This is a genomic window from Paludibaculum fermentans, assembly GCF_051172195.1.
Taxonomy (GTDB): Bacteria; Acidobacteriota; Terriglobia; order Bryobacterales; family Bryobacteraceae; genus Paludibaculum; species Paludibaculum fermentans_A.
In genome coordinates, this window is the sequence record NZ_JBPJAQ010000001.1 from 5,310,550 (window position 1) to 5,325,077 (window position 14,528).

A 14,528-nucleotide genomic window follows, 5' to 3' on the forward strand; every position below is an offset into this window, starting at 1 on the left:
CAGGTGTTGCCGCGGGCGCCAGCGCCGGTGTTTGTCCACAGGCTGAACGGCCGGACTGGTCAGCCTTCCTGCAGCGCCTTCAACCGGAGGAAGTCCTGCGGGGTGTCGACGTCGAATTCCGCCTCGGGACAGTCCACCAGGAAGGCGTTCCCGGGGTCCGCCAGGATTACCCCTTTGCAGCCTTGCGCCGGGCGCAGCGCTGTCAGCTTGCTGAAGTACTCCTTCGAAAAGAGGACGGGCACCCCGACAGTGCCTGCATAGCGGGCAGCAACGATGGGCCGGCCGGATTCCCGATGGATATCGATGAGTCGATCCAGGAATTCCGCCAGGACCAGGGGCTGATCGGCCAGTGTCAGGATCACTGCGTCTGCCCCCGCCTTCACTGCCGCCCGCAGGCCCGCCTGGATGGACGTGCCCATGCCTTCCGCCCACTGGTCGTTTTCCACGATCGTGACGGGCAGTTCCTTCAGCGCCTGGCCCACGGCACTGGCGTGAGCTCCCAGGACGGCGATCACGAGGCTGCATTGGGACGCGAGGGCCGTCTCCGCGGCGCGCCGTAAGAGCGGCTTTCCCCCGAACTCCATCAGTTGCTTCGGGGAGCCCATTCTCGAGGCGTTGCCGGCGGCCAGCAGAATGGCAGCTATGCCCGGCATCAGACCTGCTCCAGGTGGCCCACTTCGCAAGCCGGCCGTTCCGGATCCGGCATCGGCAACCCGGGTGTAGAGCCAGCTTCCAAAACCGGGTCGTGGATCGAATCGAGCCGGTGACGCAGCTTCATCCCCGGCCGGCCGGCGAGTTCTGCCTGGATCTCGCTGACAATCGAAAGGGCGATACTCTCGGGCGTGGCCGCTCCGATATCGAGGCCAATGGGTGCATGTAGATTGAGAGATTCACGGCGAATCCCGAGTTCCTGGAGCACCCGATCCGCCCGATTGGCGGGTCCCAGCATGCCGAGGTACCGGGGCCTGACCGGTAGGATCGCCTGCAGCAGCCTGGCGTCCTGCACGTAGTTGTGCGTCATCAGGACCACCGCCGTCTCTTTGTTGATGTCCAGGCCGGCCAGGGGATCCTCCGGCCTGATGACGAGCACACGTTCGGCCAGGGGAAAGCGCGCCTGCGTCGCGTAGGCGGGCCGTCCGTCCGCGACTGTTACTCTCCAGCCGAGCTGGCTCGCCATGGACACGACAGGTACTGCATCGTGACCCGCCCCAAAGACCACCAGTTGCTGCGGGGGCGCAATCCATTCGACGAAAATCTCGCAGCCCTCCAGGCGGACGAGCCGGCTTCTGCGCTCGAGAGCCGTCTCTTCCAGATAGGCCTGGAGCCGCGGCCCCAGCGCCGCCAGGCTGCCATGCGTGTCGCCGTCGCGAGACCAGCAAAGCCGGTCGCCTACGCGGAAACCGGACGGCGGCGCACTGCGAATCACGACGGCCAGGACACCGCCTTGTTGCCTGCGGCACCGTCCGGTAAACTCCAGGCTCTCCCGGGCCGCCTGCGTGTCGAGCCGCTCGAGCATCACCTGGATTTCCCCGTTGCAGCCGAGGCCGAATTCCCACAGCGCATCCTCATCGGAAGAGGTGTCATAAACCCGCACCACGGGCTGCCTGTCCGCGGTGAACCACCAGGCCTTTCGCGCGACGTCGCCCTCCAGGCAGCCGCCGCTGATGGAACCAATGCGGCGGCCGTCTGGAAGTATCAGCATGCGTGCGCCGGGGCGCCGGTAAGCGGAGCCCCGAACGTGCACGACTGTTGCGAGTACCGCGTCCTGATCCTGCTTGCCCAGTCCCATCCAGGCAGCAAGAATGGCGCCTAACTCGTCCATGGCGTTTAGAGCCCACCCATCGACGCGCCCGGGAATAGCGGCAGGGCGCGCACCCGCTTCCCGGTGAGTTTGAAGTAGGCGTTGGCGAGAGCGGGGGCGAATGTGGGTACACCCAGTTCACCGGCTCCGCCGATATTGATTGAGCGGTCCGAGGCCGTGGGGCCCGGGATGATGGTGATGCCGATCTGGGGCATTTCCCCAAGGCGGATCATGCGGCTCTTGTTGAAGTTCCTGGCCTGCGCCACGCCGCTGACGAAAGTCTGCTGCCCGTACAGCGCGGCATTCAGGCCATGAACGATTCCACCCATCAGTTGCGCCTGGATGGAGCCCGGGTTGACGGGAATGTAGCAGTCAATGGCGCAGGAGACGCGGTTGACCCGCAGCCCCGTGGTGGTCACCTGTGAAATCTCCACCACCTCGGCGACGATGCTGTTGAATGCCGTGCCGATAGCGATGCCGCGGGCACGCCCGGAGGGTGGGGCTGAATTCCAGTTACCCAGGGCAGCGGCCGCATCGAGCACCGCGATCCAGCGGGGATCGGTCAGCTTGGCCCGCCGGAACTGGTAAGGATCCTGGCCCGCGGCGAACGCGAGTTCGTCGATCAGGCATTCCACCCCGAACGTGTTGAGCGAAGCGCCGACTGAGCGCCAGAACCCCACAGGAATGGGCGACGGATGCGAGACCCATTCCGTGACACGGGCGCCCATGTTGTAGGGCAACCCGGTAGCGCCTTCGATCCCCTGGCTATCGCCCTTGGCGCCGAGCGAGGCGCCGCGCTGGCCCAGGATGGAGGGCGAGACATTGCGGTAAGACCAGCCCAGGATGTTCCCGGAGCTATCCAAGCCGGCTCGTCCATGAATCACGCCCATCGGACGGTACTGATCGTGTGTGAAATCCTCTTCCCGCGGCCACATCAGCTTCACGGGCTTCTTCACTTCCATCGCCACCTGCACCGCCTGGCTGACGAAGTCGACTTCCGCCTTCCGGCCCAGGCCACCGCCCAGGTACATCGTGTGGACAGTGACAGCCGCAGCCGGCAGTCCGGTCATTGCGATCACCAGGGAAAGAACCGCCTTGGCCGACTGGGTGGGCGCCCAGACTTCGCAACTCACCCCGGGCACATAGTTCACCGTGCAGTTCAACACTTCCATGCAGGCATGCGACACATAGGGCAGCGCATAGGTGGCATCGACGATCTTGGCAGCGGAGGCATTCGCTGCCGCCGCATCGCTCGCCACACCCTCCACCGTATACAGCGTGCCCGCCGGATTGGCGCCCCCGGCGACGTACGGAGTAGCCGAAGTGAGCAGGGCTTGCGCATCACTCAGGAACTTGGCGTTGTTGAGGTTGGCAGCGAAGGAAGGCAGGTTCCAGGTGACTTTGAGCCGCTTGGCGGCCTGCCACGTGTCCCAGGTATTCGGCCCCACCACCGCCACCGCATTCACATTGTCGGTCTGCTCCGTCCCCCGGCCCGTGCCGGCGAAGACCTTTGTGGGCACCACCGCGAGCATTCCGGAAGGCACGGAGGGAGTGCTGGCGAGCGTCCCCCCAAACGTCGGACAGTGCTTGATCACGGCGTAAACCATGCCGTTCACCCGCACGTCGAGGCCGTACTTCGCCGAGCCATTCACCTTGGAGGGAATGTCCACTCTCGCGACAGTTTTGCCGATCAGCTTGAACTGATTGTCCGGGATTAAGGGAGCGTTGGCTGGTGGCGCCAGAAGCGATGCGGCCGCGGCCAGTTGGGAATAGGCGTATAGGGTGCCCGAGGGGCTGTGCTTCACCACTCCATTGCTCACGGTAAAGTTGGAGCGCACTTGGTCGCCCTTTGCGTTCATGGCGGCCTGGACAAGTGTCTCCCGCGCCGCTGCCGCCGCATCGCGCATCTTCCAGAAATTGGTCCGGATGACGCTGCTGCCTACGGTATTGATGGCGGCGCCGACAGGTACTGGGTTGGTGAGCGAAGGTCCGCCTTGGACCACTTTGACCTTCGCATAGTCGACCACCAGGTCTTCCGCCAGCACCTGGGCCAGGCCCGACATGGAGCCTTGCCCCATTTCAGAGGAACCGATCGTCAGAGTGATGCTGCCGTCCGTGCCTACCTGGAGCCAGGCATTCACTTGTCCGGGAATCGGCGCCGCCTCCAAATCACTCAGGCGGGAAATTTCGGGGATGAAGAAAGCGAGCGTTAAACCACCGGCGGCGCTTGCCAGGAAGCCCCTGCGGCCCACTTGCTCATTATTCTGCGGTGCTGGACACACTTCGGGTGTTGTTGTAGCCATGTTGAGGGATTCTCCTTTAGAGGCTTGCTACGGCTTCCTTAATTCTTTGATAAGTTCCGCAAACGCACAGGTTTTGTAATTCACCCTGGATCTCGGATCCACGATGACCTGCCGCCATGGCCCCGGCACAGGCCATGATCATGCCCGGCTGACAATATCCACATTGCGGCACCTGGTGGGCGATCCAGGCCTTTTGTGCCGCATGACTGGTGTCAGCCGAAAGACCCTCAATCGTCACAACCGTTTTGCCTACGGCGGAGGAGGCGTCGAAGACGCAGGAGTGTTCCCGTTGGCCGTCGATCAGTACGGTGCATGCGCCGCAGACTTCAATGCCGCAGCCGTACTTCGTGCCCGTCAGTCCGATCAGATCGCGAAGTACCCACAGCAGCGGCATACTCGGGTCACTGACATTGACGGTGCGATTCACACCATTCACATTGAGCGTTAGTGCTGTCAAGATCCTCTCCTTGGCTCCAGCCGGGATCCCGCGTCATCGTTGTTCTGTCTCTTGATCCAGAGGGTATCCCCGGCGCGTCAATCCCCAGACTCGCGCCATGGCCAGGTAGCCGCAGTCTACAAGCACTTCGGCTGCCAAACAATCAGGCGTTGATCCTACTCGTGTGTAGTCAGGACTACATTCGTCCCGGGGTGCAACTGTTACCGGCTAGGTAAATTCTTACCGGTAAATCTGGAGAACAACGACTCGCTCAATTGAGGCCAGGATTTGTGGTAATTCAATGCCGAGTGAACGTGTTGAATTTTGCAACAGGGGCTAGCTGTAGATAGGGCGTTGGTGCTGCCGCCAAAACAACCGGATTTCTTGTCAGACAAAAATACGACTAATCGAATTAAGTTCAGACTGGGGTCACCGGGTTAATTCAAAGAAGTATGAGCATCGATTCTATTAGGGCACGATCCAAATTCACCTCAGGGTGGTGCTTTCTTTCGACGTGCAGGGGTTGCGGAGGATAGCGGCAGGCAATGCCCAGTGCAGGGGTGGGGCGATGGTTACTGGTGGGGCCTGCCCTGCGAGTGGTGCACTACACAGTTCCCCCTACCCTTGGGCGTACAATGACAAAGTTGCTTCGGCGCGGTCGGAATGACGCGTCATCTCTGTCGATGGCAGGAGGTCTCTTTGAAACAGCCTGTGTGGAAGGCGATTCTCACCGATGGGCACTTTTGGCTGCCGGTGGCGGTGCTCGTGATTGGCATCAGCGTGCTCGTGGCGGTGAGGTAGAGCGATGGCGAACAAACCGGGTCCCACAGTCCTGCATTCCGCGCGCACCCTGCACTGGTTGGGCGTCTCCTGCGGTTTCGGCGCAGGCGCCTGGCTGGGCGCGGCCGAGGCGCCCACCAAACTGGTGACCGCGGGCTTCTCGCCCTTCATCATCTCGCTAGGTATGGTGGCCGGCGTGTTTGTGGCGCGCTGGACCGTGCCCATGCTCCTCAAGGGCACTGGTTACATCTGGATGGACCTCAAGGAAAAGAAGCACCTGATGGTTTGGGCGATCCTGGCCGGAATGCTGTGGGCCGTGGCCAATACCCTGACCGTCTTCGCCATCCGCAATGTCGGCCTGTCCATCGCCTTCCCCCTGTGGAACACGAACAGCCTGGTGGGCCTGTTCTGGGGCTGGCTGCTATTCAACGAATTGAAGAATTCGGGCGCCAGGCAGTGGTTGAAGGTATTGGGTGGCGCCGCTGGCATTGTCGTGGGGGCCTGCGTTCTCGCGTTGGCGACTTCCCACCAGACCAGTACCGGCCCGCAAGGCGCCGCAACCCTTGGCATCTGCGCCGCATTGGGCGCCGGCCTATTGTGGGGCACGATGTACATCCCCTACCGCAAAGCCTATATCAGCGGGATGAATCCTCTCTCTTTCGTCACCGTCTTCACCTTTGGCGAACTCGGGACGGTCTTCGCGCTGGCCCTGATCTTCGGCGGCGGCTACGACCAGGTGGCCGCGGACCTGACCAAAGCCAAACCCGTGATGTTCTGGCTCTTCCTGGGCGGCTTCTGCTGGGTGCTGGGCGACCTCTTCCAGCAGTACGCGGCGAAGTATATCGGTATCGGCCGCGGCATTCCGCTTTCGAATACGAATCAACTCTGGGGCCTGGCATGGGGTGCACTGGTCTTCGGTGAACTGGCCGGACAATCCACCACGGCGCAGGTCCTGGTGGTGGTCGGTTCGCTCATCATGATCGCCGGCGCGGCGGCCATCAGCTTCGCCGAGGCGCCTGAGTCGGAGCACACTTCCTGGGATAGTGCCATGGAACGGGAGTGCACGCGCTACGGCATGGATCGCGGCAAAGTCGAACGCTGCATGCGCGGCGAAGACGTACTCGCGTTACAGGAACCCAAGCGCCACTGGTGGGAAGCCCTGGTGGGCGTGGCCGCGCTGGGCATGTTTGTGTATCTGGGCATGAATGCGGAGCGTGCGCCGATCGAAGCCAATATTGTGTGGATGGGCATTCTCAGCGTGGCGACCCTCGTGTTCCTGGTCGTTTGCGGTCTGCTGCTCTGGCGCCGCACGAAGTTCTCTTAGGTAGTTGCAATCAGTGCCGGATCAGCAGGTGAAGCAGTGCCGCCTGCCGGTCCGGCCGTTCAAGCAGCGTAGCGGGGATCATCTCTGCCGCGGCGCTATAAACAATCCTGTCAATGAGGGGTACCGATGTCCCGCCTGCTTCGCATTGCATTTCTCTCCGGCCTCACCATCTGCTCCAGTTGGAGCCCGGCCCAGACTCCGCCCGCACCCGCGCGTCCTCCCCGTCCGACGCCCCCCACCCGCGATCCCCACACGCCCGGTTACGTCACCGCGACCGAACTGATCGACGGCCGGAATGCGCCCATCGACGCGGACGGCAACTTCATCCTGGGTCCGACCCACAACCCCGCGCCTGAAATGACCTTCCAGGAAGGCGTGCCACAGGGTACCGTCTCTGAGTTCGTCATGGAGTCGAAGGACAGTAAAATCTACCCGGGCATCCTGCGCGAACCCGGCACTTACGGCACTGCGGATCCCAACGATCCGGCGAAGATGATCGTCACCACCAGCCATCCCGCCCCTTATTCGCGCCGCGTCACCGTCTATGTGCCGAAGCAGTATGTCCCCGGCACCGCCGCCCCTTTCATCGTCGGCGCCGATGGCCCGGACAAGATGCTCTTCACGGCGCTCGACAATCTCATCGCCCAACACCGCGTTCCGGCCATGATTGCCATCTCCATCAGCAACGGCGGCGGCGATGCGCAGGGCAGCCAGCGAGGCTTGGAGTACGACACCATGTCGGGCCTGTACGCGGAGTTTGTCGAGAAGGAAGTCCTGCCCCAGGTGGAGAGCCGTTACAGCGTGAAGTTGACGAAGGATCCCGAAGGCCGGGCCACCATGGGCGGCAGTTCCGGCGGTTCCTGTGCCCTGATCATGGCCTGGTACCATCCGGAGCTCTACCACCGCGTACTCACTTACTCCGGAACCTATGTGAACCAGCAGTGGCCGTCGAACCCCGAAACACCGCACGGCGCCTGGGAGTTTCACGAGCGCCTGATCCCCAACAGTCCGCCGAAGCCGATTCGCCTCTGGATGGAAGTGGGCGACCGCGACAACCTCAATGCGAACGTCATGCGCGACAACATGCACGACTGGGTGCTCGCCAATGAGAACATGGCGCGCGTGCTGGCCGCCAAGGGCTACCATTACCAGTTCGTCTTCGCCAGGAACGCCGGACACACGGATCGCGCAGTCAAGATGCAGACCCTGCCCCAAGCGCTCGAATATGTCTGGCGGGGCTACCCGGTGAGTGGCTCGAAGTAATCTTCAATTGGAAACGGAAGAACCCGGACAACAGCCCGCACCAGAGTGCATGCTGCTGATCCGGGTTCTTCCACGTAAGCGGGCCAGTTATTTCGTCTTGTAAGTGAACGACACCTTCGTGGGTTCGTCCACCACCAGCGGCCGGACAAACCGGAAAGAGGTCCCGGCGCGCGGGACTTCCACGGGTATCGTGAGTACCCCCGCGATGCGCCGTTGCAGGTTGACGACGTTGCCGGACGCCGAATTCAGCACCTCGGCTGCATTCTTCGAGACCTGGTTCTCAATCCGTTTAGAATCGCGCACTACCTCGGCCTGTGCGGTCACCTCCACGCTCTCTGAGACCGAACCGACGTTCAGCGTCACGTTGATCGCCCGCGGCCGGCTGGCATCGTAGTTGATCTCGCGCACCAGCGGCTTGAATCCCAGCGACTCCACTCTGATCCTGAGTCGCCCGCTTGAGAAGGAACCTGCCCTCCAGCGCCCCGCGGAATCCGTCGAGGCCTGCCTTGACTGGCCGGTCGCCATTTCAGTCACCATCACTTGGGCATGGGCAACGACTGCCGTGGAGGTATCCACGACAAGTCCCCCGACCCACCCGGGAGCGAGACTCCAGGATCCAGGTGCTGAATTCAATACACCTGGCGTCATGTTCATATTGAGTACCAAAGAGGAACGGCTGTCTGAGGGAAGTTCATCCTCCTTGATCATCGCGATCTGCTTTGGCACCAACGGAGCCGTCTCAGCCTCAGGCATCAATTCCGCCGGCACGACATCCCCAGCGAAATTCGCCACCTTATACCGCTCCGGCAGGAACACCTCCCAATGCAGCAGCGCAATCGGCACGTCCATCTTGGGCAGCAACAACTCAGCACCGCCCTTCTTTGCAAACGGCGTGCCGGAATCCATATAGACAAAGGACACGGGATAACTGCCCGTAGGACGGAAGCCGGGTCGCAGGAGCGGGACCCGATTGCCATCGGCCCCCTGCACTGGCTTGACGTTCTGGCCTGCAACGTCGGCCGACACGATGCTGGCGCCGGCGGGCAGCGACACCCGCAGGAATGGCTGCGCCTGGTTGCGGATCGTCAGTCTCACTTCAGTCAACGAGCGGCCCTCCGACGTGACCATCGACGTAACCACCGCATCCTGCACCACCGCCGGAATCACGGCCTTGTCCGGGAAACGAACCCATTCCAGGGACAGCCCCAACGGTTCAGACGGCTGCCGGTGGTGCCGGAACGCCGCATGCGGCGACGAATGCGCCAGCGAACGCAGGTAAGGAGACGCCTCTTTCAAGTCCATCCTCTTCAGTCCGCCGCTCTCTTTGGCTGTGAGTTCAATCGTCCCCTCACCTTCCACCACGATCTCCCCTGTCTCCCGTTGCGAACCCTTCAAGGCGAGAAATGGCACCTCCGCCTTGCTGTCGCTCGTCGGCCGTTCCATCGTCACCAGAAACTGGTGGTTGCGCGCCGCCGCATTGCCGACCTTCAGGACCAGCACTCCGCCTTCCACCGCACCCGATTCCAATGTCGAGCCCGACGCGCCGGCCAGCTCATACCCGGCAGGCATCTCCAGCTCAAACTGCGTAGGGTCTCCCTGGATCACGTTGATGTCGATCAACGCCGCCAGGCCCAGTTGCCCCTCACCCACTGAGACCAACGTCTTGACGTCGGATAGGAATCGGACTGCCTTCGGCGCCACCGGCGCTGCATTTTCCCGCGAAGCCCACCAGACCGACGTATTCTGTCCCGGCGCGAGCGTGGCCTGGATCGTCGTCTGTCCGTTGCTGGACGAGCGCGCCGTGATCAGCCCCGGTGAGACATGGGCGTTCGTATGATCGCCCGGCAGCACCAGCGTCAGCCGCACCGAACCAGCAGCCGGAGCCGGCAATTGAAACGACGCCCGGCCCGGCTCAATGACGAGGGGAAAGCCCGTATCCAGCGAAATGGAAAACTCCGCCGGCCCCGTCAGCATGGCGGAATGAGTCCGCCCCGATTGCAGCAGCGCCAGTTCTTTCCCCTTCTGCTGCGCCTCGAGGACAGTCATGCCTGTGACCAGCGGCACCGTGGCCGAGCCTTTGGCGAAGACCTGGCCATCCAGTTGAACCTTCCCCGCGGCTCTCTCCCCCGTGACCTCGATGCGCAGTTCGGCACTTTGCAGGGAATAGGGTTGCGGCGGGGCATCCACCTTCTTGCCCGGCTTGTTCGCCAGTTCCAGCAACCGGTTGTACTCATCCAGCGTCAGCGTGACGTTTCCAGCGGACGGAGGCGGCAGCGTGGGCCTCACCTGCCCCTGCGCCACAACCGCAAGAATTGATGCCAGCAGGAACGCAACGGATCTCATTTGCCACCTCGCGCTTTCTCTTTCTGGTAAGTCAACTCAATGGTCGAGCCCCGGTTCTCACTGGTCAGTTCGGAGACCAGGAAGAGTGACGGGCCCACCGCCGGAAAAGCCGCCATCATCGGGAGCGCCGATCCGGAATGCCGCGCGTTTACCCGCGTCTTGTAGTCGTCCACCAGCGCCTGCGTAGCGGCCTGCGACGGAACCGCATTCGCCTGGCTGCGATCGAGTTGTCCCGACGAACCCGGCGGCGCCATCATCGCCACCGCGGGTTCATAGGAAGGCGCGTTCAACACGGATGAGGTGGGTTCCTGGAACGTCTCCGTGCGAAACGGCCCGGGTTCCACAGTGATCTTGGCAAGGGGCGGGTGATACAGGTGGATGCCCGTCTTGGACACGGGTAGATCCAAAGCAGGCAGCGCCAACGACGCCCGGCCTCGATCGGTCCATGCCGTGCCCTGCGCCATGTACAGGATCTCCACCACAAAAGCCGGAGCCTCGTCACCGGCCCTCGACCGTTCCAGCGGCAGCAGCAGGCTGCCGTCCGGCGCCTGGCCCGGACGCACCGGCCTGCCGGACACTGACGAACTCCAAACCACCGCTCCGGCGGGTAGCGTGACCTTGAGGAAGCTCCGCTGGTTATTCCTCACTGCATACCGCGCCTGGATCAATGTCTTGCCTTCGCCGCTGACCAGAATGCGGTATCGAGCCTCTTCGACATTGGCGGTCAACACGGCCTGCTGGTCGTACCGTGTCAAATCGACCTTGAGTGACCTTGTCGCCGTTGCTGCCCCGGGCCGGAAGCGAAAGGCCAGCAGGGACGGAGACTGCCGGTTCAGCACGGTGGGGCCCAATTCAGCGGCGTCGGCCCGATCGAGGTTCAGGGCCTTGGTGTCTTTGATCTCGCCGGCCCCCAGCACCTCCACGGCGATTCCTCCGGCCTCGCGTTCGGCCCGCAACAACGCCAGCAGCGGAATCTCGATCCCGCCATCGCGCGGCAGCCGGGTCTCACCCGTAATCACAAACCGAGCGGATTTCTCCTCCGGTTCCAGGAATTTGACCAGTACTTCGCCTGATTGAATCTCCCAATCCGCCACCGTTGCGCCCAAAACCTGATTCACTGTGACGTTGGCCGGCACCTTGATTCGGGCCTGGCTCGCTGCGCCCTGGACGATTTCCAGATTCACTTCTGCATAGACAGAAGTCGAATCCTCACCGAGGCTCAGCAATTCCGTCAGGGAACCCCGCATCCGCAGCGCCTGTGTGACGCGATGGTCTTCCGTCTTTCTGCGCCACGCGAAGGTCAGCGCGCTGCCACCCCCGCCATAAGCGAGCCATTTACTCTCAGCCGCGGATTGCGACTTCTCATACAGCAACCCGCCGCCGACCCGCACATCGACATCCAGCCGCGGCAGCACGACGAGCCCTCGAGTAATGCCCGATTCGCTCGCTGGCAGTGTGAGGCGCTCCTCCCCCGCTGAGGAGCCAATCGGCAGGGCAATATCCAGCACCAGCAGGGCGCGTCCGCGCTTTGATAGCACAGCCATCTGCTGGCCGCCGCCTTTCCCAGTCGGGCCGGGCACCAGCGCCGCCGGTTTACCATCCAGCCTGGCCTCGCGTACCAACAACCCGGACGGAATCGGTACCTGCACCCAACCGTCTCTCAGGACGTCGATCGTCAGGGTGGCGTGCCCTGTGGCCAGGTCCCCATTGATTCGAAGATCGTACTCCACGCGTGTCAACGTGGCGTCGAGCGGCGAAGCCTCCGGTTCTATCGCGGTGGGATAGGCTCGTGAGCGGAGGGCGCCATATTCGTTCACTGGGATCACCACCCAGCCTGCGGAAGAGGGCGGCGAATCCTGGGCGGGGACTCCCGAGACCAGGACTATGGCGAGCAATGGTACTAGCGCCCGAGTAGATGTCATGATTCTGAGATTGCGCATCTCGACGAATCCTTTCAGAGTTGCTGACACAAAAATACTCCAGCGGCGCATCGCGACGCGAGGAGATATCGGTATTTGCGGACTTTTGATCCGAGACCCTTAGTGCAGCATTTGACGCGATGTCTGCCTGATCGGTTCCAGGGAAGGGAAACAATCGGGTGAAAGGACGCGGCTGGGCACAAATCGACCAACCGCACCGAGAAGTGCGCTTTCGGGAATAAATCGAATTCGAGTCAGCTGCCTGGGCTCAGTCCCAGCGGCATAGTGGTCAATGGTTGCAGCGCGCTACCAACCACGACCGTCAGGAAGTGGTCCCTTGCCCCAGCGAACCATCTACTACAGAGGATTCAAACCGTCCCGTCAGGCGTGCGCCAATGAGGTAATTTCCTCCAGCCGAACCGGCCGGCGCTCGTCATACGACTTGCGGGCCGCCAGGGCCATTACCACCGGGATACGTCCATCGATGCCTGTCACGGGCGTCGGCTGATCTTGCAGGATTGCCTGCACGAAACAGCGCAGTTCGCTGACGAAGCTCTCCGTATAACGATCCATGAAGAAATTCATCGGCAAATCCTGATGGATGGATTCGGCCGTGCTCAGCACCGTCTGGTTCGCATAGCGGTTGGCGCTCGCAATCGAACCCGCGCTGCCGAACACTTCCACGCGCTGATCGTACCCGTAAACCGCCTTGCGGCTGTTGTCGATCGTCCCGATCACGCCATTGCGGAACCGCAGCGTGATCACGGCCGTGTCCACATCGCCTTCCGCCCCGATCGCCGGATCCACCATCACACCGGCCGCCGTGTAGACCTCTTCCACTTCGTCGTTGATCAGAAACCGGGCCATGTCGAAGTCGTGGATCGTCATATCCAGGAACATTCCGCCCGAGACTTTCACATAAGCGGCCGGCGGCGGCGCCGGATCGCGGCTGATGATGTGGACCATCTGCGGGACCCCGATCTCGCCGCTGGCCACCGCGGCCCGCACTCGTGCAAAGTTGGAGTCAAAGCGCCGGTTGAAGCCGATTTGCAGCTTCACGCCCGCCTTCTCCACTGCCTCGAGTGCCGCGTCGATCTTCTCCAGGCTATGATCCACCGGCTTCTCGCAGAAGATGTGCTTGCCGGCGCGTGCCGCTTCGCCAATCAGGTCGGCATGCGTATTTGTCGAGGAGCAGATCAGCACCGCCTCGATGGAGGGGTCGGAGAGAATCTCGCCGGCGCTGGCCGCAACGCGGGGGATTCCGAAGCGCTCGGCTGCCTCCTGGGCCGCCGGCAGGTTCACATCCGTAATCACCGCCGGGTTCGCTTCTGGAATTCGGAAGGCAAGCGATTCGGCGTGGACCTTTCCAATACGCCCCGCACCGATGATGCCGATGTTGAGTCTTTTAATCATGGCCATTCCTTCTTACTTAGGCGAAATTCGATTCAATCGAGCGCAGGTATTCGCGGTTGCGGCGCGCACTTTCCGCCGGTGCGCCCATGCCGGGCAGAACATCTTGTTCCACCAGCGTGTAGCCGTCATATCCGGTTTGTTTCAACCAGCGCAGGGCAGCCGGAAAATCCACACAGCCTTGCCCCAGCTCGCAGAACACACCGTGCCGCAGGGCCTGGAAATAATCCCAACCGTGCGCCCGGGCATCGGCCGCGACCGCCGGCTGGCAGTCCTTGAAGTGGACGTACCAGATGCGGTCCTTGAACCGCTGCAGGCCGGCCACCACATCGGCGCTGCCCGCTCCGTAGGCATAGTGGCCCGTGTCGAACACCAGGCCGATCGCTTCCGGATCGGTCAATTCGAGAAAACGCGCGATCTCGTGGGGCGTCTCGACATAGCCTGCGCAGTGATGATGAAATACGGTGCGCAGTCCGGTCTCGGCCAGCACCGTACGCGCCACCAGGTTCGCGCCTTCCGCGAAGACAAGCCACTCTTCTTCCGATAGACCCATCTCCGGCGTAACGCGTCCGGCATTCAAGGTGCGTTCCGGCACTGAGCCGTTGTCATCGGCCAGCACCAGGAACGGCTTCGGCTCGGTGCCCACCGCCGCCAGCAGCTTCGCGGTTTTGACGGCTGCCTCGACGCCCGGCGCATGCGCGGCCCGATTCTTCATCGCCACCGGGACAAAGGCGCCCAGCATCACCAGGCCGCGTCGACCCAGCTCGGCCGAGAGCGCCGGCGGATCTGTCGGCATGTAGCCCCAGTCCCCCAGCTCGGTGCCCGTATAGCCGGTAGCGGCCAGCTCATCCAGCATCCGGCCGTAGCCGATCTGTTCTCCTTTGGCCGATTCGAATTCAAGAGTGCCCCAGGAACAGGGCGCGTTGCCAACCTTCAGAATTGCCACAGT

The 14,528-nt window shown here is 62.5% G+C and carries 11 protein-coding genes; 3 read left to right on the forward strand and 8 right to left on the reverse strand.

The genetic code is table 11. The features are described 5' to 3' along the window. Positions 1–59: 59 nt before the first annotated feature. From ACR9Y2_RS21385 to ACR9Y2_RS21400, 4 genes are read right to left on the reverse strand one after another with little or no spacing between them, the layout of a single operon-like run. Entirely contained in the window at positions 60–653 is a 594-nt protein-coding gene (locus ACR9Y2_RS21385; RefSeq protein WP_435043690.1) for a nucleotidyltransferase family protein, read from the reverse strand. Beyond that, positions 653–1,822 carry an XdhC family protein gene (locus tag ACR9Y2_RS21390; RefSeq protein ID WP_435043691.1) on the reverse strand — a complete coding sequence of 390 codons (1,170 nt, stop codon included), beginning with the start codon at positions 1,820–1,822 and terminating at the stop codon, positions 653–655. The genes ACR9Y2_RS21385 and ACR9Y2_RS21390 overlap by 1 nt, the downstream gene beginning before the upstream one ends. 5 nt (positions 1,823–1,827) lie before the next feature. Then, complete coding sequence (locus ACR9Y2_RS21395; RefSeq protein WP_435043692.1) at positions 1,828–4,104, reverse strand: molybdopterin cofactor-binding domain-containing protein; 2,277 nt, start codon at positions 4,102–4,104, stop codon at positions 1,828–1,830. Positions 4,105–4,120: 16 nt separating this feature from the next. Further along, positions 4,121–4,561 carry a (2Fe-2S)-binding protein gene (locus tag ACR9Y2_RS21400; RefSeq protein ID WP_435043693.1) on the reverse strand — a complete coding sequence of 147 codons (441 nt, stop codon included), beginning with the start codon at positions 4,559–4,561 and terminating at the stop codon, positions 4,121–4,123. 678 nt (positions 4,562–5,239) lie between these two features. Here ACR9Y2_RS21400 and ACR9Y2_RS21405 point away from each other — a divergent pair. From ACR9Y2_RS21405 to ACR9Y2_RS21415, 3 genes are all read left to right on the forward strand, one after another. Next, positions 5,240–5,341: a translocated intimin receptor Tir gene (locus ACR9Y2_RS21405; protein WP_435043694.1), complete on the forward strand. Its 102-nt coding sequence runs from the start codon at positions 5,240–5,242 to the stop codon at positions 5,339–5,341. Between the two features lie 4 nt (positions 5,342–5,345). Further along, the gene (locus ACR9Y2_RS21410; RefSeq protein ID WP_435043695.1) at positions 5,346–6,644 is read left to right on the forward strand and encodes a GRP family sugar transporter; all 1,299 of its coding nucleotides are present in this window, start codon (positions 5,346–5,348) and stop codon (positions 6,642–6,644) included. A 126-nt stretch (positions 6,645–6,770) separates the two neighbouring features. Further along, a complete protein-coding gene (locus ACR9Y2_RS21415; RefSeq protein ID WP_435043696.1) occupies positions 6,771–7,907 on the forward strand; it encodes an alpha/beta hydrolase in 1,137 nt (378 codons plus the stop codon). Positions 7,908–7,994: 87 nt separating this feature from the next. Here the strand turns inward: ACR9Y2_RS21415 and ACR9Y2_RS21420 are convergent, their stop codons facing one another. The 4 genes from ACR9Y2_RS21420 to ACR9Y2_RS21435 all read right to left on the reverse strand — a co-directional run bounded on the left by ACR9Y2_RS21420 (position 7,995) and on the right by ACR9Y2_RS21435 (position 14,525). Further along, positions 7,995–10,250, reverse strand: a complete 2,256-nt coding sequence (locus ACR9Y2_RS21420; RefSeq protein ID WP_435043697.1) for a carboxypeptidase-like regulatory domain-containing protein — start codon at positions 10,248–10,250, stop codon at positions 7,995–7,997. Next, entirely contained in the window at positions 10,247–12,190 is a 1,944-nt protein-coding gene (locus ACR9Y2_RS21425; RefSeq protein ID WP_435043698.1) for a hypothetical protein, read from the reverse strand. The genes ACR9Y2_RS21420 and ACR9Y2_RS21425 overlap by 4 nt, the downstream gene beginning before the upstream one ends. Positions 12,191–12,550: 360 nt before the next feature. Beyond that, a complete protein-coding gene (gene iolG, locus ACR9Y2_RS21430; RefSeq protein WP_435043699.1) occupies positions 12,551–13,582 on the reverse strand; it encodes an inositol 2-dehydrogenase in 1,032 nt (343 codons plus the stop codon). 16 nt (positions 13,583–13,598) lie between these two features. Beyond that, positions 13,599–14,525 (reverse strand): TIM barrel protein, encoded by a 927-nt coding sequence (locus ACR9Y2_RS21435; protein WP_435043700.1) that lies wholly within the window; start codon positions 14,523–14,525, stop codon positions 13,599–13,601. Positions 14,526–14,528: the final 3 nt, after the last annotated feature.